Origin of the sequence: Prochlorococcus sp. MIT 0604 (assembly GCF_000757845.1) — a bacterium.
In the GTDB taxonomy this organism is placed as follows: Bacteria; Cyanobacteriota; Cyanobacteriia; order PCC-6307; family Cyanobiaceae; genus Prochlorococcus_A.
In genome coordinates this window covers 1,442,721-1,462,396 of sequence record NZ_CP007753.1, presented here as the reverse complement: position 1 = coordinate 1,462,396, position 19,676 = coordinate 1,442,721, and the positions used below count along the sequence as shown (strand labels likewise).

General features: G+C 29.9%; 26 protein-coding genes. 12 read left to right on the top strand and 14 right to left on the bottom strand.

Annotation, left to right across the window (positions count from 1 at the left end; all coding sequences use genetic code 11):
- Window positions 1-5 precede the first annotated feature (5 nt).
- Entirely contained in the window at window positions 6-266 is a 261-nt protein-coding gene (locus EW14_RS08095) for a DUF3721 domain-containing protein (RefSeq protein WP_042850962.1), read from the bottom strand.
- A gap of 73 nt (window positions 267-339) precedes the next feature.
- Here EW14_RS08095 and EW14_RS08090 point away from each other — a divergent pair, with 73 nt between their 5' ends.
- The 7 genes from EW14_RS08090 to EW14_RS08060 all read left to right on the top strand — a co-directional run bounded on the left by EW14_RS08090 (window position 340) and on the right by EW14_RS08060 (window position 6,874).
- Complete coding sequence (locus EW14_RS08090) at window positions 340-1,494, top strand: hypothetical protein (protein WP_042850961.1); 1,155 nt, start codon at window positions 340-342, stop codon at window positions 1,492-1,494.
- Window positions 1,495-1,624: 130 nt separating this feature from the next.
- A complete protein-coding gene (locus EW14_RS08085; protein WP_042851377.1) occupies window positions 1,625-2,242 on the top strand; it encodes a hypothetical protein in 618 nt (205 codons plus the stop codon).
- A gap of 426 nt (window positions 2,243-2,668) precedes the next feature.
- Complete coding sequence (locus EW14_RS08080) at window positions 2,669-3,451, top strand: ion transporter (RefSeq protein ID WP_042851375.1); 783 nt, start codon at window positions 2,669-2,671, stop codon at window positions 3,449-3,451.
- A 97-nt stretch (window positions 3,452-3,548) separates the two neighbouring features.
- Complete coding sequence (locus EW14_RS09900; protein ID WP_071840811.1) at window positions 3,549-4,172, top strand: thermonuclease family protein; 624 nt, start codon at window positions 3,549-3,551, stop codon at window positions 4,170-4,172.
- Window positions 4,173-4,552: 380 nt separating this feature from the next.
- Window positions 4,553-5,335, top strand: coding sequence for a GTP-binding protein (locus EW14_RS08070; RefSeq protein ID WP_042850960.1), 783 nt, complete (start codon window positions 4,553-4,555; stop codon window positions 5,333-5,335).
- A gap of 7 nt (window positions 5,336-5,342) precedes the next feature.
- Complete coding sequence (locus tag EW14_RS08065) at window positions 5,343-6,158, top strand: metallophosphoesterase (protein ID WP_042850959.1); 816 nt, start codon at window positions 5,343-5,345, stop codon at window positions 6,156-6,158.
- A complete protein-coding gene (locus tag EW14_RS08060) occupies window positions 6,155-6,874 on the top strand; it encodes a phosphoesterase (RefSeq protein WP_156095685.1) in 720 nt (239 codons plus the stop codon). The genes EW14_RS08065 and EW14_RS08060 overlap by 4 nt, the downstream gene beginning before the upstream one ends.
- A 216-nt stretch (window positions 6,875-7,090) precedes the next feature.
- Here EW14_RS08060 and EW14_RS10130 read toward each other — a convergent pair whose 3' ends face one another.
- The 3 genes from EW14_RS10130 to EW14_RS10495 all read right to left on the bottom strand — a co-directional run bounded on the left by EW14_RS10130 (window position 7,091) and on the right by EW14_RS10495 (window position 7,660).
- On the bottom strand, window positions 7,091-7,240 hold the full coding sequence (locus EW14_RS10130; protein ID WP_156095684.1) for a hypothetical protein: 150 nt from the start codon (window positions 7,238-7,240) through the stop codon (window positions 7,091-7,093).
- A complete protein-coding gene (locus EW14_RS08055; RefSeq protein ID WP_025923503.1) occupies window positions 7,241-7,426 on the bottom strand; it encodes a hypothetical protein in 186 nt (61 codons plus the stop codon).
- Window positions 7,427-7,504: 78 nt separating this feature from the next.
- The gene (locus EW14_RS10495) at window positions 7,505-7,660 is read right to left on the bottom strand and encodes a hypothetical protein (protein WP_197049582.1); all 156 of its coding nucleotides are present in this window, start codon (window positions 7,658-7,660) and stop codon (window positions 7,505-7,507) included.
- A 201-nt stretch (window positions 7,661-7,861) separates the two neighbouring features.
- Here EW14_RS10495 and EW14_RS08050 point away from each other — a divergent pair, with 201 nt between their 5' ends.
- Window positions 7,862-8,056: a hypothetical protein gene (locus tag EW14_RS08050; protein WP_042850958.1), complete on the top strand. Its 195-nt coding sequence runs from the start codon at window positions 7,862-7,864 to the stop codon at window positions 8,054-8,056.
- Between the two features lie 226 nt (window positions 8,057-8,282).
- Here the strand turns inward: EW14_RS08050 and EW14_RS10125 are convergent, their stop codons facing one another.
- Window positions 8,283-8,426, bottom strand: coding sequence for a hypothetical protein (locus EW14_RS10125; RefSeq protein ID WP_156095683.1), 144 nt, complete (start codon window positions 8,424-8,426; stop codon window positions 8,283-8,285).
- A 135-nt stretch (window positions 8,427-8,561) separates the two neighbouring features.
- Window positions 8,562-8,699, bottom strand: a complete 138-nt coding sequence (locus EW14_RS10490) for a hypothetical protein (RefSeq protein ID WP_167524195.1) — start codon at window positions 8,697-8,699, stop codon at window positions 8,562-8,564.
- A 227-nt stretch (window positions 8,700-8,926) separates the two neighbouring features.
- Between EW14_RS10490 and EW14_RS08045 the strand changes: the two genes are divergently transcribed.
- Window positions 8,927-9,109 carry a hypothetical protein gene (locus EW14_RS08045; protein ID WP_042850957.1) on the top strand — a complete coding sequence of 61 codons (183 nt, stop codon included), beginning with the start codon at window positions 8,927-8,929 and terminating at the stop codon, window positions 9,107-9,109.
- Between the two features lie 601 nt (window positions 9,110-9,710).
- Here the strand turns inward: EW14_RS08045 and EW14_RS08040 are convergent.
- The 3 genes from EW14_RS08040 to EW14_RS08030 all read right to left on the bottom strand — a co-directional run bounded on the left by EW14_RS08040 (window position 9,711) and on the right by EW14_RS08030 (window position 12,439).
- Window positions 9,711-10,067, bottom strand: coding sequence for a hypothetical protein (locus EW14_RS08040; protein ID WP_042850956.1), 357 nt, complete (start codon window positions 10,065-10,067; stop codon window positions 9,711-9,713).
- A 756-nt stretch (window positions 10,068-10,823) separates the two neighbouring features.
- Entirely contained in the window at window positions 10,824-11,999 is a 1,176-nt protein-coding gene (locus EW14_RS09775) for a tetratricopeptide repeat protein (RefSeq protein WP_052044753.1), read from the bottom strand.
- Between the two features lie 50 nt (window positions 12,000-12,049).
- On the bottom strand, window positions 12,050-12,439 hold the full coding sequence (locus EW14_RS08030) for a thermonuclease family protein (protein ID WP_042850955.1): 390 nt from the start codon (window positions 12,437-12,439) through the stop codon (window positions 12,050-12,052).
- 381 nt (window positions 12,440-12,820) lie between these two features.
- On the opposite strand from EW14_RS08030, the gene EW14_RS08025 reads away from it, so the two are divergent.
- The 3 genes from EW14_RS08025 (at window position 12,821) to EW14_RS10485 (ending at window position 16,222) form a co-directional block, all read left to right on the top strand.
- The gene (locus EW14_RS08025) at window positions 12,821-14,797 is read left to right on the top strand and encodes a tetratricopeptide repeat-containing sulfotransferase family protein (protein ID WP_052044752.1); all 1,977 of its coding nucleotides are present in this window, start codon (window positions 12,821-12,823) and stop codon (window positions 14,795-14,797) included.
- Window positions 14,798-15,222: 425 nt separating this feature from the next.
- Entirely contained in the window at window positions 15,223-15,531 is a 309-nt protein-coding gene (locus EW14_RS08020; RefSeq protein WP_042850954.1) for a hypothetical protein, read from the top strand.
- Window positions 15,532-16,075: 544 nt separating this feature from the next.
- On the top strand, window positions 16,076-16,222 hold the full coding sequence (locus EW14_RS10485) for a hypothetical protein (RefSeq protein WP_197049581.1): 147 nt from the start codon (window positions 16,076-16,078) through the stop codon (window positions 16,220-16,222).
- 813 nt (window positions 16,223-17,035) lie between these two features.
- Here the strand turns inward: EW14_RS10485 and EW14_RS08015 are convergent.
- The 5 genes from EW14_RS08015 to EW14_RS10475 form a co-directional block, all read right to left on the bottom strand.
- Window positions 17,036-17,902 (bottom strand): LOG family protein, encoded by an 867-nt coding sequence (locus tag EW14_RS08015; RefSeq protein WP_197049580.1) that lies wholly within the window; start codon window positions 17,900-17,902, stop codon window positions 17,036-17,038.
- A 1-nt stretch (window position 17,903) separates the two neighbouring features.
- Entirely contained in the window at window positions 17,904-18,422 is a 519-nt protein-coding gene (locus EW14_RS08010; protein ID WP_042850952.1) for a hypothetical protein, read from the bottom strand.
- 78 nt (window positions 18,423-18,500) lie between these two features.
- Window positions 18,501-18,647, bottom strand: a complete 147-nt coding sequence (locus tag EW14_RS10480; protein ID WP_197049579.1) for a hypothetical protein — start codon at window positions 18,645-18,647, stop codon at window positions 18,501-18,503.
- Window positions 18,648-18,849: 202 nt separating this feature from the next.
- Window positions 18,850-19,107, bottom strand: a complete 258-nt coding sequence (locus EW14_RS08005) for a hypothetical protein (protein WP_042850951.1) — start codon at window positions 19,105-19,107, stop codon at window positions 18,850-18,852.
- A 358-nt stretch (window positions 19,108-19,465) separates the two neighbouring features.
- A complete protein-coding gene (locus EW14_RS10475) occupies window positions 19,466-19,606 on the bottom strand; it encodes a hypothetical protein (RefSeq protein ID WP_002806251.1) in 141 nt (46 codons plus the stop codon).
- Between the last annotated feature and the right edge of the window lie 70 nt (window positions 19,607-19,676).

Here is a 19,676-nt window from a genome sequence, read left to right as displayed (position 1 = left end):
AAGAATTAATGATGATGATGGTGGTGATTGTGATCCTTTTTGTGCTTGTCATGAGAACTTTCATGAGATTCATGAGTTGCGCAAGGCATCCACTTATTCCCCATTCTATGAGCTCCAGTGCAATTAAAACTTTTAGCAGCTTTTTCAGCCTCTTTTCTGGTTTCAAAAAGTGCAGGGGTTTTTGTTTCTTCAACTTTTGAAGTGCAGCCAAGACTAAATAGGAAAGTTATTAAGAAAAATGGAGCAAGGATTAATGTTTGTTTCAAAGGGATTGTAAGAATTTATACCAATCTTAATATGTAATTACTAGTTAATCTAGATACTTTAGGAATTATTTTAATGAAGCTTTCTCCTCAGAAATTATTTGCACCTGCTTTGGTTGGAACAATTATGCCTATTGCTATTCATGCAGGAGGAATGAATCATCATGATCATCATATGCATGATGATTCGCATATGAATATGACTGATTCGTTTCCATCAACAATGTTTATGGGAAAGAGTACGTTTGTTTTGGGAGGTGTTGATGGTGTGACAGGGAAAGAGGCTGTGACTTTTAATTACGATTTAAAATTAATGGGTATGACTAGCTTTACAGGAGAAGACATGTTGATGACTGCTATTCGTGCTGGAAATTTTAATATGATGGCTCCTTTTGGAATGATGGGAGCTTCTAGGCTAGATACAGCATTTAATAGTAGTGATAATCTTGAAGTTCATAAGCTTTTTTATAAGTTTCCTGTAAGTGATAGTTTCACAGTTACTTTGGGTCCTAAACTTCGTCAAGATGATTTACTTGGTGTTAAGCCTACTTCTTATCCAGATGGTGAAGGTACTTTATTTGTTTTAAATCAGACGGGTGCTAATGACACCTATTCAAAAAAAATGGGAGCGGGAGCAGGTGTTACCTATTCTAAAGATAAATTCATAGCAAGCACTGTACTTCTTTCAGAAAATGCTGCCTCTAATAAAGGAATTTTAACTAAAGAAGGAAGTGATATTATTACTTCTCAGCTTGGATTGGTGGATGACTCATATTCGATTGTCTTTGCTTATACTTACGCGGATGGTGGCAATACCGATAATAGTTCTGATGCTAATGATTATTCATCCTATGGAATTCATGGGACTTATAATTTTTTAAATCAAACAGATATTTTCCCTTCTTCAATAACTGCTGGTTTTGGATGGAAGAATCCAGATAATGATGATAATCCTGATACAGCTTCGAATTCTGTTGAGGATGGTAATACATGGACAATTGGTATTCTTTGGAACGATGTAATTAAGGAAGGAAATAACCTAGGATTTGCTATTGGAACAGCGGAAACTCACAGGGATGATGATGGTTATGATGAACCCTTAGCATGGGAGACTTTTTACAAGATGCAAATCAATGACAGTATTTCAATAACTCCCGCAATCTTTTCAGTGCAGAAGGATGGAGCTGATGATGTAACAGGAGCGATAGTGAAAACTAGCTTTAAATTCTAAAACAAGAAGAAAATATTCTGAATATTTTGACAAGTTTGTAAGTGTAAAAATGATTATATTTTGACAGTCTTTAATAATGGATAATTTGGTTATTATATGATTGATTAGTTATTTTTTAGTTGATTTTTCGATGAAAAGGACTCAACTCAATATTAATATTGATCCAAATCTTTTAAAAGAAATAAAAACTAGTGCAAGAAAGGAAGGTAAATCTTTAGTTGAGTATGTAAATGATTTTTTCAAAAAACATCTAAATAACGATGCTTCAGATGATGTAGAAATAAGATTAAGTAATCATGAAAATAGATTGAAGTTGATTGAAGAAAATATTGGTTTAGCTATAAAACAAAAGAAAAAGTTTCCTGATTTTACGCCTCAAGAAGCAGCTAACTTTAATGATTTTGTTAAAGCTATTTTCCAAAAAGAAGTTAAGAGAAAAAAATATAATTCAACTAAAGATGCATGTAATGACCTAATTAGTCATTTGAATTGCTTTGATAAATGGAATGAAAAATGTTCACTTAGATTAAAAGAGATTCTGTTTATCGATCATGGAGATTCACTTGATTGTGATGAAATGAATTCTCTTAAGGATAGTCGAATTTGTCCTTCTCCTCTAAGAACTGGAATAATTAATTGGATTAACAATTCAGAAAAAGGAAAATGTTCTTGTTCGAATAGTAATTTTCCTTCAGAGCAAATTATCCGCGCAAAAGGAGCTGAGTTGATTAGTGATCTAGATATTTAGGACAGTTCTCTTTAAATCCATACTTTATTGACTTTGAAGTTAGATATTTATCTAGTAATGACTAATAGCCATATTAGGTTGACTTTCAATCACTAGAAAGTTCGAATGAGGTTCGAATGGAATTTTTTGTAAAAAATAAAACTCTTGCTATGACAAGCAAAATGCATCCAGCTCCTTTTTCATTAGCCAAAAATTTTCTTCAGTCATATCAAGCGATTTAGAGGAATTTATCTGCTAGAATTTTGCTAGAATCAGAATTTTATGTATATTTTTATTATCCATCAAAGTCTCTAATTAGGGAAGTGATGAGTGGGATGGGGTTCTTAAAACACTTTTTAAAAAAGTTTTTATCCTTCAAAAGTTTTTACTTATTTTTGAATTATCAGGATTAATTTGTAATTATTGGAGCATTATAATTTTTGGACAATGCAAATTTCATCTATAAGAGAAAAGCTTTGGCTCCAAGTAGGTGAAAAAAAAGATGGAAGTCTTCCGAGTTCTTGGTTTAATACTTTTTTTGCATTCTTAATAATTTTTTCAATTGTTTTGGTGGTAATTGGGACAGAATTTACTCCTGGTTCTATTGCTGAAAAAATAACTAATACGTTTGAAAATAGTATTGGTGTTATTTTTGTAATCGAATACCTAATAAGAGGTTTCGTATCTCCTTTGAGTAAGAGATATGGTAAAGGTTTAAAAGGGATTTTAAGATATCTTATAACTCCAAGTTCAATAATAGATTTAATTGCGATTGCGCCTATTTTTCTAGGGATAGTTGGGAGTGAAATTTACCTGGTAAGAATTATTAGATTAGCTAGGATATTCAGATTAGGAAAAGTAGGTAAATTTCAAAATGCTTTCGGACATATTATTTATGCAATTTTAAGCAGAATAGAAGAATTAAAAATCATAGGATTGTACACGGGCGTTCTTACTCTCATTAGTTCCACACTGCTTTATTTTGCCGAAGGTAAAATACAACCAGAAGCCTTTGGGACAATTCCTAAAGCTATGTGGTGGTCAATAATTACTATTACAACTGTTGGATATGGAGATACATATCCAATTAGCACTTTAGGCAGAATAATTACGGCAATAACAGCATTAGCTGGAATTAGCGTGATAGCAATCGCAGCAGGTCTTATTTCATCTGGTTTCGATGAGGCAATTCAAAATAGCAGAAATAAAAGGTCAAAAAAAAGTGACTGAATTTGGCTCTAATATTTTTTAAATAACCTCCCAAATTTCCCTTTGGGAAAGTAATTATTTTTTAGGTTAATCTTGTAAATAATATTATTTTTTTCAATTGGTAAATTTAAAATCCCTAATAATAGTTTTCTTTGGTTTTTTGGGGCTATCAGTTTATTCCAAAGTTGATGCACATAACGGGAGACTAGCGTCTGATGGATGTCACAATCAAAAAGCTACTGGAGAAAGACATTGTCATGATAATCCTGCTTCAGAATCTAAGAAAAAAATAATTAAAAAAACAAATAAAATAAATAATGATGTAGTTGTAATAGATAGTTGTTACGACGGAGATACTTGTAAAACAACAAGTGGAGAAAAAATTAGACTTGCATGTATAGATACTCCTGAACTTAGGGGACCAAGAGCTGATCTAGAGCCAGCAAAAGCTGCAAGAGATTTTTTAAATAGTTACGTTGCAGGTGAGGAGGTATCTATAAGAAGGATTACCAAAGATCGTTACGAAAGAACAGTTGCGGAGTTAGCAAAAGATGGACTAAATATTCAAAAATTGATGGTATCAAAAGGATATGCAAAGATATACAAAAAGTATGCTGATCCTTGTCCTTGGGCATCAAATTTTTCAGGTAATATTTCTGCTGATGTTGAAAGTTCGCCTATAGAAAATAGTCTTTCTTGCCCTAACTTTGTATTAGCAGGAGGCAAAAAATATTGTATATAAAAAAGAATTTAGATAAGGTTAAATCTATAAAGAAGTTTGAGTAAAGTTTGAGTAAAAAATATCGATTCCTTGAGATCCCAGTAATAGCTAGTCGGGTGTACTGTTCATTAGCCAGTAGTTTATTTCAGTCATATCAATAATTTAGAAGAAAATTACAATGTGTGAACGGTGTGTGAACAGAATATTAAAAACGTTCAAATCTAGGTTAATTATCCATCAAATTATCTATTTAGGAAAGTGATGGTTGGTATGGAGTAATTAATTCTCTAAATATTATTGTTTTATCACTTAAATCACAAAATAAATATTTAAAATCGAAAACAGAAATGATTTTCATTTTCATATTGGTGTAAATTTTATATATTAGGTAGTATTTTTTTATGAGTCAAGTCTGTTTAATATCAGGTTCGCCAGGATGCGGTAAGACAAATTGGATACTAAATACTTTTAAGAATTATTCTGGCAATTGTGGTTACTTACGTCTTGGAGGATATTCCGAAATTAATTTAGAGCAAGCTATAAATACAAAAATTGATTTTGCTTTTTTGAAAGATCAAATTCCTAACTTATTAGACTTATCTATTTCAAACTCAATATCAGAGAAAGATAAAGAAAACATTTTAATTATTATTGAATTTCCACAATTTTTTACACCTAAATCTCAGGGTATTAATGGAGTTGATCTGAGAATTATTAATGAACTTGAAAAATATAATCTCCAGCCAAATAGATATCTTCATTTTGGTAGAGATCCAGAATTATCAATTAAAGATACTTTAGATTTTAGAGAAATTGAATCAATAAGCCTTGATCTTCAAAAGCATATTTGGGATCCTGCAAGCTTGAATACTTTTTGGTTTGAATTAGTTAATGGTGCTTATGGGGATGTATATAGAGCAAAAGCATTAATGAACTTACCTGATGGGCGTTACATCTTGTTTAATTGGATAGTCAGTCAGCAAGGATCTCAATATCAAACATTAAACCAAGTTGCCCCTCTTAATGGAAGACCAGAAAGATGTTCTGAAATTGTTATACAAGGGAAAAATTTAAACTTCGAGTCAATAAAAGCAACGATTCATAATTGCCTTCTTAATGATGCTGTACTAGATCATCATCAAACTTCACTTAGAAATTCACAATTACAAACTGCTCGCCGTTAACTTAAAAATGAATCAAGCTGTCATCTCATGTTTACATGCAAATCTACCTGCAGTAGAGGCTGTCTTAAAAGATATTGAACTCCAAGGAATTACAAATATTACCTGTCTTGGAGATCTAGTGGGTTATGGTCCTCAACCTAATGAGGTTATTGAGTTAATAAGAGATAAAGAAATTCCTACTTGTCAGGGATGTTGGGACGAAGACGTTGTTGATGGATTAGATGCTTGCGATTGTAGTTATCCTTCTCAGCTTGCTGAAAAAAGAGGTCATTTTGCTCATCAATGGACTACAGATAAATTAACTACAGAAAATAAGGATTATCTAGCTAATCTACCCTACTCAATACGTAAAGATAAGTGTCTTTTTGTTCATGGTAGTCCTAATAGTCAACATGAATATCTTCTTCCCGATATGGATGCATTCGCAGCTCTTGAGAGAGTTGAAAATGCCAGAGCAGAGATTCTTTTTTGTGGTCATACTCACCAACCTTATATTCGCGAATTAGCAGATGGTTCAATTGCTGTAAAGATCAAAAATGCTGTTCCCAAAGATACTCAAGAAAAAGAAATTCAATTGCCTATGCGAAGAATAGTAAATGCAGGTTCAGTTGGAGAGCCAAGACATGGAGGAACTAAAGCTACTTATGTTGTTCATAACGATGTCACTAATGAAGTAAAAATTAGAGAAGTGGAATATGATATTGAACTTACTTGTAAAGCAATAATAGATGCCGGTCTTCCTCCGATTTTTGCATGGCGTTTAAAAAATGGATTCGAATTTGCAGAACAAGCTGAAGATGCATCTCATGTTTGTGAAAGATGATAGAACGCTGGGCACTCGTAAGTGGTCTTAAAGGGGATCTAGATACTTATGAACTTATTCAAAAAGACTTAAAAAAAACTCCTGGTAATATAACTCTTTTTGTTTTGGGGGATATGATAGGTCCTGAAAAAAACTGTAATAGGCTTCTCTATAGGTTAATTAATCCAAAAAGTAATGATTTACAACCATGGTGCATATATGGTTGGTGGGAAGAACAAATCCTCTTGGAAAGTGGTTACCGTGGTGATCAAAGAGCTGAAGCTTTGAGAATAAATAAGGGTGAAGAAGTAGTTAAGTCTCTTACGAATGCTGTAGACAAATCATTTCTTGATTGGATAGCAGCACTTCAATTTGGATTTGTTGAACTTGATTGTGGTTTGATTCACGGAAGCTCAAAAGATGTTGGCGAAAATTTAACACTAGATACGCCGCCACTGACACTCCTTGATAGACTTACACGTCTTCAGGTAAACAGATTATTTACTGCAAGAAGTAAACAACAGTTTCACTTGGAATTGACAGAGGGGATTGTTAATTCTGAAGTAGAAGATTTAAATGGAAATCGTAAGAAAGAGCAGAAAGTTCCTCAAAAAGCTGTTATTGGTATTGGGGCAGGAAAAAATTATACTCTTTATGATGTCGGTACTGATAATACTCAATTCGTACAAGCAGGATATAAAACAGAAAAAAGAATTAAGGGATTTGGAAGGCTTTAGTTTTAGCATCAAGTACCCACTTCTTTAGCTAAAAATTTTCTTCAGTCATATCAAGGGAATTGAAGGAATTTATCTGCTAGAATTTTGCTAGAATCAGATTTTTTTTTATATGTTTATTATCCATCAAAGTCACAATTTAGGAAAGTAATGGGTGGCATGGTGGTGCATAGGACCGTGCTGCATCGTATATATGATCTGAACATTTCTGTTAAAAGTTTACGGGTACAACCTTTCAATAGCTTCTTTCTGTTCTTGCTTTTTTATGTCTTCAGCATCTAAAACAGGGCATGAGTTTTGATTTAGTGATAAGAGGAAAGTGCTTTTTTTGAATAGTTTGAAAAGAGGTGTAAGTAATAAGTTTTTCATTTATTCCCAAGTTTTCATATCAGAGAAGTCGCTTGCTATTGCATGAAGCATCCCTCCTACAAATGATCTAGGGCAACCCAGTTTGTTAACTAAAACTTCTGATTGTTTTTTGATATCTTCCCATGTAGGTCTGATATCCTCATTTATTTGTTTAAGGCTAGGTTTAAATTCTTCTGAATCATTCATATTAAAAGGTATTAACTTATTAAAATTCAAATGATAGTAAAGAAAATCTCATTTATTTAAATAAATATTCAATAAAAATTACAAAATAAATTCTTTAGAAATTATTCTAAGCTGATTTAAATTCAGATTATTTAAATAATTATTTTCAATCAATTTTTCCTCATTAATTTCGAGATCTTTAATCTCAGAAATAATGCTATTAGATATTAAATCAATTAAATGTTCTTTATCCATGACTTATTTATAAACCCAAAACAAACATTAATTATTTAAAGTCTTCAACTCAACATATAAGTAAAAATACTCAGATAAATATAAAACTCATAGGTTTGCTAAATCACTTTAGATGATTGGTATAGGGTGCACGCGAATTATCAGCTACTCACACTTGAGCTTTTTATGTAACATAATAAGTTTACATAAAGTAACAATTAAATGAAAAGACTTTTTCCTTATATAGCTTTTGCATGTTTAACTGGTTTTACAGCTACGACCGGTTTACCAGTTATAGCAGGCGGTTGTAGTAGCCACATGAACAAAAAAGCTGAAATCAAATGTGCTGAAGATGATACTGAGTGTCAAATTGAAAAAGCTGAAAAGTTTGATTTAAGAGATTCTCTCAAGTCATAAAATTATGACTCAAATCAGTTTTTTTATGAACTCTGCCCCAAGAGATTTAATCGAGTTCGTATTTTTTGCTGCTGTTGGTTTTACTGCAGGATTATTGGGATTAATTTAGTTATAGAAAATTGACCCATTCTTTTTTTCTCCTAACCTTTTCAAGTCTTTCTTTCTTTTATGTGATGGCTTTCTTATGGAGAGATTTAATTAATCAAAGTAAAAAATTTTTTTAAAATTACCTTTTATAGATAAATCTTTGTATGTCTTCGAATAGATTTGATTTTGATTTAAAAAATCCATTGCTTTTTAAATAAGATTTTCCTTTTTCTATATTTTCAATTCTTTTTTCATAAGAATTTTCATCTAAATTTTTTGGCATAAAAAATAGTCGAACTCTTATTCTGAATAATGCTCACAAAAAAGCGGTTACCTTAAATACAAAATTTAAATTCTTTTTTGAATTGCTTCTCATGCAAACTAAAGATCTAATAAATAAGTTTCTTTTCTTAAATTTCTAAGAATCTTTTGATATTTTGTTCTTCATGTCCTCAATATTATTAATTAATTTGTCTAACCATTCTGTATTGTCTTCTGGTTTTAGATATGTAATTTTTGGTTGATTAATTTCAAGAGTCTCAAAATCTCCACTCATAAATTCTCCTTTGTATATTCGTTTAACTACCTTTTGTTCTAATTGATTTGAACAAAATACTGCGTATCTAATGTGTGCGGTTTGATGAACATATTGGTACGGAAAGAGGTATCTTTTTTTTAGCCATTTAAATCTATTGCTGACTTAGATTAAAAATATGGTTGTCATGAGTCGGTTGCGTTGCTACAACTGAAATCAACCATAAACTTTAAATTGCATTTAATAAAATGACTTACTACAGTTGCTTTGATCAAAAAGGAAACATAATTGCTCGCTGTCAGACTAAAGAAGATATAAATGTTCTTAAGAAAATGGGCAGACCAATAATGGAAATAAAAGAAATGAGAAAAGAGGAATCAGTTGTTTGTTCTTTAACTGGTAGTCCATCCGATTACAACGAAGATTATTAAGAGTATGACTCAAAGAACACTTCAATTAAATCAACATGGAAGATCAGTAGTTCTTTTGTTGGTTGCATTGAATAGCATTTACTTTCTTTTCTACTTTTGAAAAAGTATTAACTGATCGCGAAAGAGTGAGATAAAAATATTTAGTTATTTGTTGATTAACAGTAAATCAATAAAATTTAAGACATAAAAAAAGACCCTGTTACAGGTCTTTTTTTTAATGGTGACGACAGAAAGGAGATCTATTTAATAATCAGATTAAGAATTTTCTTAGAAATTAGTTTTGGATGTAAAAGTGATTACTCACTTCTTCATGCTTTACAAACGACTTAATTTTTAAGATGGTTCAGAATTAATCCCGAAAGTTTAATTTCTGATCACTTAACTTACTTTCCGTAAAGGTTAGATAAGTTAATTTACCGTGGTGTTGCAGACCTTGGATTAGTGAAGATCTAGTTGGTCAACCTTGGTCGAGTCGATCACCAGAACTGTCGTATAAATAAAGTAATCGGTCTCAAATATTTTGCATGAATCCTTAAGAATGATTTAATCGTGATTAATTAAATCTTTAATCCGCGGACCACATCATCTCTTAGTAAGCATTTTATTTGTTTGTTTTACAAAGAATATAAAGCCAACCAAAGAAAGTAGCAAAAGCAATTATTAAAGCAATATTGTTATTCAATGGACTTAAATATCTTTCTATTGAAAGTGGCACATGGAGAATAACAAAATACCAATATAGAGCAGATAGTAATCCAAACAATAAAGCTAGAAGAATATAAAAAGGCAGGATATAAAATCTTCTTTTTTTTATTCTTTCCTCTGTAATATTTTCGGCTAAACCAATTCTTGACCAATAACCACCATTTAATTGAAGAAAAAACTTTAAAAATAATCCGTAAATATTTATAAAAAACCTAGATAAAGCAAATAACGGTGAAATTATAAATCTTTGCATTACTGCTTTAAAAATTAAATTTGTTCAGTTATGGAAATCTGGCTTATATTATTAACTTTTTTTTCTCTATATTTCGTTAGGAAAAATACCATTGAGCTAAAAACAACTAAAAATCCTATTAATGATATTCGATAGAAAAGGTCATCAGACATATCAAAAAAAGCTGATCTTTTAAATTTGTTTCTCATCAAAAAAAGAGGGTTTTATCCCTCTAAGTTTAGATCGACTGTCAATCAAGTTATTTTTACTTGTGATGAGTGTGTTTCTTAGGTATAAGTGGTCTAAGGACTTGTCCTTTTCGTAAGGACTTGAGCCTAGCGGTTTCAAGGTTAACCCCGCACTCCTACACACGAGTACAAAAACCTTTTTAATTAATGCAGATTACTTCCAAGACACTTAGCTTGCTACTTAATGTAGTTTTTGTGCTTTGTGTCTTTGTCATTTGAAGACTATTCATCAAAAGAGATTAATAGTTTCAGGGTTTTCTTACTTCGAACCGAACTCAATATCGGTTAGTTTTTTAGTCTTTAAAAGTTTGAGTAAAGTTTGAGTAAAAAATTACGATTCCCTGAAATCCCAGTAATAGCTAGACGCGCTCACTTTTCATTAGCCAAAACTTTTCTTCAGTCATGTCAAGGGATTTGGGCGAAATTATGGGGTTTGGATAAAGTTTGGGTAACTTTCTCAGATATAAATTTATTATCCATCAAATTTTCTAATTAGGAAGTGTCTAAATACTTTTAATGATTTTTATATTTACTTTATATTGCATTGATCTATAAACCAATTTTCCCAATATTTATTATTTAATTCAGATACATTTCTAAAGTCTGAACAAGCTCCTTTTTTGTCTAGAAGTTTGAATTTTGAGATTCCACGATATTTATAGAGAAGATCGGCTGGTCTAATTTTAATTGCTTTTGTGTAATCATTTATGGCACCTTTGTAGTCTTCTAGTTGATGTTTTGTTAACCCACGTATAGCATAAGCTCCTTCAAAATCAGGTTTAATTTTAATTGCTTTAGTCAAATCATTTAAAGCACCTATGCGATCATCTATTTTTATTTTGGAACTGGCTCGATTTTTATACGCCGAAGCGTAATCAGGTTTAATTTCAATTGCTTTTGTGAAATCAATTATGGATCTTGTGTAGTCATTTAGTAAGTATTTTGAACTCCCACGATTGTTATACGCCGAAGCGTAATCAGGTTTAATTTCAATTGCTTTTGTGAAATCAATTATGGCTCCAACATAATCTTTAATTTTATGTTTGGTTAGACCTCTGTTGAAATAGATTTCAGGAGAACTTGGATCAATTTCACTAGCCATATTGAAGTCATCAATTGCGGCTTGATAATCTTTTAACTTACTTTTTGCAACAGCCCTGTAATTAAATGCTCGAGCACTATTTTTGTGTAAATTTAATGCGATATTTGCAAGTTTAATAGTTTCTTGTTCTTTACCAGGAATCAGGAATATTTCTCTCAACCTTTCTATATATTCTTGAGCGGCTTCTGGAGAACCTTGATCCATATCAAGTAATTCTTTTTTTTCTTCTTCCTTTTGGGATGATGTTTTAATTTGCTCAGCTTCTAAATTTTCTTTTTCCTTTTTTGTATCAGTTTCCTTATCAAAAAGGGATAGTATTTGATCGGGATTGATTTTGTTTTCTATTATGATTGTTTGTTTTTTAAAAGTTGAAACCATGAACAAAAAAATAAAAGTAATTGGTAATATTATTAAAAGTCTTGTTGGGTTTTCAATTATTTTTTTCGGATTTCTAAAAGTAGAAAAGTCTAAATATTTATTTAGAACTCCTTTTTCAGCAAAATTCTTTTTGCCACAAAATCCGCACTTTGAAAAAGACGCTCCTTCCTCCCATTCAATTGGAGCTCCACATCTTGAACATTTATCGGGATATCTTTCTTCCAAAAAATTAATGCTTTAATTTAAAATTATAATTTAAATTTATTAATAAGAACCTATTGTTCTTTAGTCCATTTACATTGGTCTGCATATCTTTCATAAATTTTTCCATATCCTTTTTGAACAAGAACTTCTTGAACATTTATACCATTTATAAATAACTCGCCAACTGTTCTTCCATACCTATCATTAGTAATTCTTCTAATAGAAACTTTTTTATTTGACATTAAATTATTTAGAAAATCCCTCGCTTCTTTAGCTGTAGCAGGCTCAGCTCTTTTACCTTTTAATTCTGGAGTATCTATACAAGCAAGTCTTATTTTCTCTCCATCAGTTGTTGTACAGGTATCTCCGTCGTAACAACTTTTGATGATTGTGGTTGGTAGAGCTGAATATGCTTCTGAAGAAAAACTAATTACTAGAAAAATTACTAAAAAGGGGCTCATCAAATAATAAAAAGTTTGGATAAAGTTTGGATAAAAAATCTCCAACTCTAGAAATCGCAGTTATGGATAGACGGATGTACTTTTCATTAGCCAAAACTTTTCTTCAGTCATGTCAAGGGATTTGGGCGATTTTTTGGGCTTCCATGAGGCGTTACCCAAACTTTTTTGGTTATAAATTCATTATCCATCAAATTTTCTAATGAGGAAGTGCCTAAATTATCTCAATGATTTTTATATTTACTTTTAAATGCATTGATTAATAAACTAATTTTTCCAATATTTTTAAATAATTCAAATATTTTTCTAAAGTCTAAAGAAGCTCCTTTATTGTTTCAAAAAGCTTATAAAACAAATGTATAATTAATTCAAATAATTTGATTAATGAAAGGTTTTGGTGAAGAGGAAAAAGTAAAAAAAAAGAAGCTTAAAAAAACTACTTCTGAGAATCAAAATTTAATTAATTTGGCAATTAATTTACATTCACAGGGTAAAATTGAAGAAGCATCTAATTATTATAAAAACTTTATTAAGCAAGGATTGAATGACCCTAAAGTCTTTTCAAATTACGGAACAATTTTGCATAGTGAAGGTAAATTATTAGAGGCAGAGTTATATACTCGTAAAGCAATTAAACTTGATTCTAATTTTGCAGATGCTTACTGCAATCTTGGAAATATACTTAAAAATCAGGGTAAAATAAAAGAAGCGGAATTATCATACCGTAAAGCAATTAAACTTAAGCCTGATTTCATAAATGCTCATTTTAATCTTGGTAATTTACTAAAAAACCAGGGTAAATTAAAAGAAGCGGAATCATCATACCGTATAGCTACGGAACTTAAACCTAACTTTATAAGTGCTCATTTTAATCTTGGTAATTTACTAAAAAACCAGGGTAAATTAAAAGAAGCGGAATTATCATACCGTAAAGCAATTAAACTTAATCCTGGATTAGCAGAAGCACATTTAAATCTTGGAAATATTTTGCAAAATATGGGTAGATTAAAAGAGGCAGAATCCTTTACTCGCAGAACAATTGAGTTAAACCCTAATTTTGCAGAAGCCTATTTAAATCTTGGAAATATTTTGCATAATCTAGAAAACTTTAAAGAAGCAGAAAATTCATACCGTAAAGCAACTCAACTAAAGCCTAACTTCAAGGAAGCCCTTATCGTTTTCTCTATATTCTTGCGAAATATTGGAAAATTAAAAGATGCAGAGTTATACACTCGCAAAGTAATTCAACTTAATCCTGAATTGGCAGAAGCATATTCAAATTTAGGAGCTATTTTAATAAGTAAAGGACAATTTGAAGATGCAAAAATATCACTCCTCAAAGCAATTGATTTAAAACCTAATTTTTCTAGAGTATTCTATTTGTTATCTTTACTAAACTCCTCCAACAAAGATCAAGAATGGCAGGATCGACTTTTTTCTGAAAACTTCCTAAAAAATTTTTCCATAAGAGATCAGATTTTTATATATTTTGCAAGGTCAAATATATTGCATAAAAATAAAAATTTTACAGAAAGTGCCAAAAATCTTAAAAAAGCAAATGACTTAAAACTAACTCTTAATCCAACTAAACCAAATGAACTGATCAAAAAATCTTCTGATTTACTTATTGCCTCTAAGAAAGCTAGGATCAATCAAAAATTAACTTTAAAATACCCTCAAAGTATTTTCATTGTTGGAATGCCTAGAAGCGGGTCAACATTAGTAGAGTCAATTCTTTCAATGAATTCCAATGTTCAAGACTTAGAAGAAATTAATATTCTTGAAGAATCTTTTGAAGAATTAAGGCAAAATCCTGAAGGTATTACATTGGCAGAATTATATTGGCAGAAAGTAAAAGACAATAAAAAAGAATTTAAAATTACTACTAATAAATGGTTATATAATTATCAATACGCAGGTATTATTGCGAGTCAAATGCCTAATTGCAAAATTATTCATTGTTTTAGAAATCCTTTAGATAATATTCTTTCAATTTACCGAACTCATTTCACAACAAGAAATAAATATTGTTCTTCCCTTATTGATTGCGCAAAAATATATTTAGATCAAGAAAATATAATGAAAGAATTCAAAAAAAACTTTCGTTCAAAAATATATGACTTAAATTATGATTTGTTGGTGAGTAATCCCAAGGAAGAAATTGAATCTTTAATTTCTTATCTAAGTTGGTCATGGGATGAGATGTACCTAAAACCTCATCTCAACAAACGAACTGTGACAACTCAAAGCGTAGTACAGGTTCGTTCTCCAATTAATTCAAAGTCAATTGGAGTATGGAAAAATTATAAAGATCTACTTCAACCTGCAATTGATCTTATAACCAAAGATAAGAAATCTTAAAATTAAATAAAGACAATGTAAAAAAAGATAAAATTAAATTTTTTGAATTGCTTTATGAGGATAAAACATTAATTATTAAAGTCTCAACAAGAGAGAGTCTCATAATATGAATTGTTTGACATTATGTTTTTGAAAAAAATACTATATTTAACTTTTGAGTTATTCAATCTGTTGTCAATGTAAATTTTCCTTATTCTTGCTTTATAAATTAAATCTTAAATTAAGTAGAGAATCTTATATAGAATTGTTTATATATAAGTTATGTAAATCCAATTACGTATTAGTTATTACAAATTAAATGTGCCTGTTTTTAAATCAATATTTTTACCTTCAAGAACCCCCTAAAAAATACTTTTTCTTGAAATAAAGATTGACAAGACATTAATAAAAAAAACTTCTATAAAACATTAGCTTCTTTTATAAATATGTTTTTAACCAACAATTCTCGTTTAAAAATTAAGGATATTGTCAAGAGAATTTCATTAGATGAACCTGTTTCATTGGAGGAAAGAATATATGTAGAAAAGTTTTCAAAACATAATTCAACTATTTGGACATGGCTTAAGAAAGCAAACAGCTTGAGGAGATATGGTAAACAAAATTCAGAAGGAATAAATGGACTAATACAGAATCTTGGGCTTGATGGTTTAGAAACTGAAAATCATTTTGATCCAAAAAATGATGATCTTGCTGATTGGTTTAGTGGATCTCCTGATTGGGTAAGGAGGAGCTAATTTCCCCTTAGTTGAAGATGAATCACCTTGATCTTTAATCACAAAATAAGCAATATCTTAAGAAAATAAATCAATTTAATAATGAAAAAAAGGAATCTCATTAACTTCTCTTGGAGTATAAAGGTAAATACCGAATTGCATACATTCCATTTGACTATCAGTTAGTTTCCTCTTAATTGAGAAAATATCAAGCTAACTATCGAATATATTTTGAATTTTATGTTTAATTGGATTTCCGCAAGTCATAATTACCTCCTTTCTTCTAGAAGTTATTTAGTATTAGATTCATAAAAAAAATCAAGAGTTGTAATACCTAAAATATATAGTTAATTAACTAGTTTTAAATATTTCACTATATTCATAATCAGTATTTTTGCTCTATGAATTTTTAATTATAAACCCTAAGTTAGACCCACTGATTGAGGTTTAACTTCATGAGTACATACAAAACGAAATACTTTAAAAATACAAAAAAGATCAATAACACGCTTTGGTTGGATAAATTAATTAATCAACTTGAGAAAAAATCAAAAGGAGTTTGATCATGAATACCTTTAGAAATAAACAATTCAAAAATGAATTAGATCCCAAGTATGCCTTTTATGATTGTCTTCGTAGTTGCGAAATTAAGAGCGATTCTGAAAAGTCTTTAGAAGAATGCGTTGATAATTGTGAACCTAGAGAGCATTAACAGAGAATCTTGTTGACTAAAAATAGGAATTTAAACTCTATTCAATTCATATTTTACATTATAAAGTTTTTATAAAAATTTAAGGGGGGGTAATCTTATGTCCAACCTCGCAATTCAGCTACTCCTGTTAATTGTAGTTTTAGTTAATTTTGGAACAATCCTTACAGCTAAAATTTATTCACAATCAGTAAAAGAAATTTAACGTAAGAGATTATTTTGCAGTGAATCTATAAGTAACACATATTGTATTTTTTGATAAATTGATTCTAAACTAATAAATCTCAAACTATAGATCTAATATTAAAAGTTAAGGTCGATTAAAACTAAAAATAAGGTGTATATGGTATTTCTGTTTTTAATGAATCTCCATAGTAACTTTCAGCTGACTTTACTAAGATCCAATAAATGAAATTTAGAAATGATTTTTCCATAGAAACATCTATACCCTCTCCTAATTCAAATCAGAATATCAAATAAAAACATCGTAGAAAATACTTAATAGAGTAGATTTAGATTTTCTTAGTTAACTTGTGATGGCTAGGTTTGTAAGAAATGCTACTAAAGCAAGTCTTATCAATCGATTTGGTAATACTGCGTATTGATTCCGTTAATTTCTGAAGATATATTAAATTAACTATAAACGTAAGAAATTTATGAGCACTCAAAAAAGTCAAAGCCATAAAAGACAAGAGCAAAATAATACAGAATGGTTAGATGAATTAATTAATAAGATTGAAAGCATGAAAAACAAAATATCAAATACTTATTAATCAATCTTCTTTTTCATTTGTTAATAAGTCAGCTTGTAGTTTTCTAGGCTGGCTTTTTTGATGATTTGATAATTTTCCATGCTTCTGATGCGGTGTCTGCATATTGGAAAAGATTTAAGTGTTCATCTTTAATTAATCCAAGATCAGCTAGATAATAGAAGTTAATTACCTTATCCCAATACTCTCTGCCAAAAAGTATGATTGGGATTTTATTTTTCATGCCTGTTTGACAAAGTGTCAATAATTCAAATAATTCATCTAGTGTTCCAAACCCTCCAGGGAAAAAAACAGCAGCTACTGATCGCATAACAAAATGGATCTTTCTTAATGCAAAATAATTAAATTTAAAGCAAAGACCAGGAGTTATAAAAGCATTTGGGATTTGTTCATTAGGAAGACTGATATTTAACCCTATAGATTTACAATTTGCTTCAAATGCACCTCTATTAGCAGCTTCCATAATTCCTGGCCCCCCACCTGTCACAATTACATGAGAATTACATTTTTTATTTTGATTTCTAATTGAAGCAAGTTTTGAAAATTCCCTTGCGGATTGATAATAGTGACTCATTAGTAGCAAATTTTCTAATCTATTTAAATTTCGTTTTAGAAGTATCGATTTAGGATTTTTTTTAATTAACTCTTTTATATTTTCAATTCTCTTTTGTGCATTTGATTCTTCTTTAATGCTTGCGCCTCCAAAAATAATTATTGTTGAAAGAATTTTATTTTCTTCAAGGATTAAATCTGGTTTAGTAATTTCAAGAAGCATTCTGACTCCACGCATTTCATTTCGGCTAAGTAAACCAATATCTTTGTGAGCCAATTTATAAGTATCAGAATTAATAATTAAATTCAGGTTTTTAAAATTATTAATTTTAGGCGACATATGCTTTTTGGGTTTTTTCATTTCAAACAAGATTTTTAACTTTTCTTTCTAGAGGATTAAAATAGACTCTTTTGATTTTGTTATTTTCGTAAATCCAATAAACAGGTGGACTTTTTCTGGCCTTAATTAAATTAATTTTGTCTAATTTTTGTGGGATAAATTCTTTAGCAGGATCAAAAAATTTATCTCTTTTGGGTTGATTTAAAACAATACTACCTTCTTTCCCTGAGATTGATCTGTGATAAGTTCCTATAGGGATTTCTAATGCTCCCATAGATCTATTTAAATAAATCACATGATGAGGTTCATCCCAGGAAGGATTGATTAAAACAAATGTCCTTTCCCCAGTAATAACTAAATTGTGGTCAATTTGATGATTGTGAACATAGTATTGCTCATCTTTTAAATCATCTGGAGGAGATATAGCTTCCCCAGAATGGATCACAACATCAGAGCCATTAGAAGTATCTATGTCTGCATCGAAGAATGTTACTTTTGGAGTCTCTCTAAAAACATTTATTGGGAAGAATCTTAATTCCATAGCGTTAACTCCTATTTAAAAAATTTATAAATACTAAAAAAATTTATTTACTTTCAAAAAACAACTATTTATTGATTTTTAATTACAACAAACCAAGCAATCTTCTTGATTTGGATAATCTATGCATTCTTTATTTAAAGTTTCTTCTGAAAAATCCACTTTCTTAAAGTAATGAAGATCTTTTAATTCTTTGTTTGGAACCGTGAATTGTGTTTGCAGTTTCATTTTCTGTTCTCCTAATTAATACTGTTTTTTGAATCCATTCCAAGTTTGAGAAAACCTTAATCCCAAATAAGAAATTAAAATTGTCCAAAATAAAATCTCTATACCTAAATCAGTCATTTGCTTGACCTCCTTTCTATCTGATTATTCTTTAGTACGGGTGTTATGTAAAAATCAAGCGTAAGAATACCTAAAAATTAAAGTTTTAATCACAAAAAATTTTGCAATTGTTGTTTCTAGGATGTTCTGCACATTCGTTATTCCAATAAGCTTCAATTTCTTTGAACTCAATATCATATGAGAGGTCTTTTTTATTCAAATTAATTTCTTGGATAGTAAATGTGTCGTTTAGCGCCATAAGACTTACCTCTTGACTACTCCTATGTTCTAATTCATTTAAATAGTTAATTTCAAGTTTTATGTGTGCGGTTAGAGGAACAAAATTGTACGGATTAAGGATCAAAAAAAAATCTCAAATTAAAAATAATTATAAGGAAAATATCTTCAAAAAATTTATTCCAAATTTAAAAAAGAATTTGTATAAATTTTGCTGAGAAATTATATTCTCTTAATACTTTCTCAGGCCTGCTAGTATCTATCATTCATCAAATCTATTAGTATATTCTCTTAAAATCTCAGCGAACTTCTGATGTGGAATTTCTTGTTTATATTCTCCACAAAAATCAAAAAATTTATCTAAGAAATCTTTTATTGAAGAAGATATAAAAATTAGCGTTTCATTTTAAAAGTAAAGTATGCAAACCCACAAAGCAATAAAAGACTCACAACCCCATAAGTAATCGCTATGCCATACATGTAAGTCATTTATTTATAAAGACATAAGCAGAATATAAATAAACTAAGAAAACTCCAATAGCAATGGAACTTCCATAAATAAGAAAGTTCCAAAATCTATATAATTTAGGTTTTTTAAATTCTTTTTCTTCTTCTTTAGTAATCATTTATTTTCTTTTTCTTTTCTGGCAGCATTACCTTTTGCTCTTAATACCAAAGTGATGGTGAGGGCAGCGC

Excerpts from the sequence above, each read along its gene's own strand:
- EW14_RS08090 (WP_042850961.1), top strand. The coding sequence starts at position 340 with ATGAAGCTTTCTCCTCAGAAATTATTTGCACCTGCTTTGGTTGGAACA.
- EW14_RS08085 (WP_042851377.1), top strand. The coding sequence starts at position 1,625 with ATGAAAAGGACTCAACTCAATATTAATATTGATCCAAATCTTTTAAAA.
- EW14_RS08080 (WP_042851375.1), top strand. The coding sequence starts at position 2,669 with ATGCAAATTTCATCTATAAGAGAAAAGCTTTGGCTCCAAGTAGGTGAA.
- EW14_RS08070 (WP_042850960.1), top strand. The coding sequence starts at position 4,553 with ATGAGTCAAGTCTGTTTAATATCAGGTTCGCCAGGATGCGGTAAGACA.
- EW14_RS08065 (WP_042850959.1), top strand. The coding sequence starts at position 5,343 with ATGAATCAAGCTGTCATCTCATGTTTACATGCAAATCTACCTGCAGTA.
- EW14_RS08060 (WP_156095685.1), top strand. The coding sequence starts at position 6,155 with ATGATAGAACGCTGGGCACTCGTAAGTGGTCTTAAAGGGGATCTAGAT.
- EW14_RS10130 (WP_156095684.1), bottom strand. The coding sequence starts at position 7,240 with ATGAAAAACTTATTACTTACACCTCTTTTCAAACTATTCAAAAAAAGC.
- EW14_RS08055 (WP_025923503.1), bottom strand. The coding sequence starts at position 7,426 with ATGAATGATTCAGAAGAATTTAAACCTAGCCTTAAACAAATAAATGAG.
- EW14_RS10495 (WP_197049582.1), bottom strand. The coding sequence starts at position 7,660 with ATGGATAAAGAACATTTAATTGATTTAATATCTAATAGCATTATTTCT.
- EW14_RS08050 (WP_042850958.1), top strand. The coding sequence starts at position 7,862 with ATGAAAAGACTTTTTCCTTATATAGCTTTTGCATGTTTAACTGGTTTT.
- EW14_RS10125 (WP_156095683.1), bottom strand. The coding sequence starts at position 8,426 with ATGCCAAAAAATTTAGATGAAAATTCTTATGAAAAAAGAATTGAAAAT.
- EW14_RS10490 (WP_167524195.1), bottom strand. The coding sequence starts at position 8,699 with ATGAGTGGAGATTTTGAGACTCTTGAAATTAATCAACCAAAAATTACA.
- EW14_RS08045 (WP_042850957.1), top strand. The coding sequence starts at position 8,927 with ATGACTTACTACAGTTGCTTTGATCAAAAAGGAAACATAATTGCTCGC.
- EW14_RS08040 (WP_042850956.1), bottom strand. The coding sequence starts at position 10,067 with ATGCAAAGATTTATAATTTCACCGTTATTTGCTTTATCTAGGTTTTTT.
- EW14_RS08030 (WP_042850955.1), bottom strand. The coding sequence starts at position 12,439 with ATGAGCCCCTTTTTAGTAATTTTTCTAGTAATTAGTTTTTCTTCAGAA.
- EW14_RS08025 (WP_052044752.1), top strand. The coding sequence starts at position 12,821 with ATGAAAGGTTTTGGTGAAGAGGAAAAAGTAAAAAAAAAGAAGCTTAAA.
- EW14_RS08020 (WP_042850954.1), top strand. The coding sequence starts at position 15,223 with ATGTTTTTAACCAACAATTCTCGTTTAAAAATTAAGGATATTGTCAAG.
- EW14_RS10485 (WP_197049581.1), top strand. The coding sequence starts at position 16,076 with ATGAATACCTTTAGAAATAAACAATTCAAAAATGAATTAGATCCCAAG.
- EW14_RS08015 (WP_197049580.1), bottom strand. The coding sequence starts at position 17,902 with ATGAAAAAACCCAAAAAGCATATGTCGCCTAAAATTAATAATTTTAAA.
- EW14_RS08010 (WP_042850952.1), bottom strand. The coding sequence starts at position 18,422 with ATGGAATTAAGATTCTTCCCAATAAATGTTTTTAGAGAGACTCCAAAA.
- EW14_RS10480 (WP_197049579.1), bottom strand. The coding sequence starts at position 18,647 with ATGAAACTGCAAACACAATTCACGGTTCCAAACAAAGAATTAAAAGAT.
- EW14_RS10475 (WP_002806251.1), bottom strand. The coding sequence starts at position 19,606 with ATGATTACTAAAGAAGAAGAAAAAGAATTTAAAAAACCTAAATTATAT.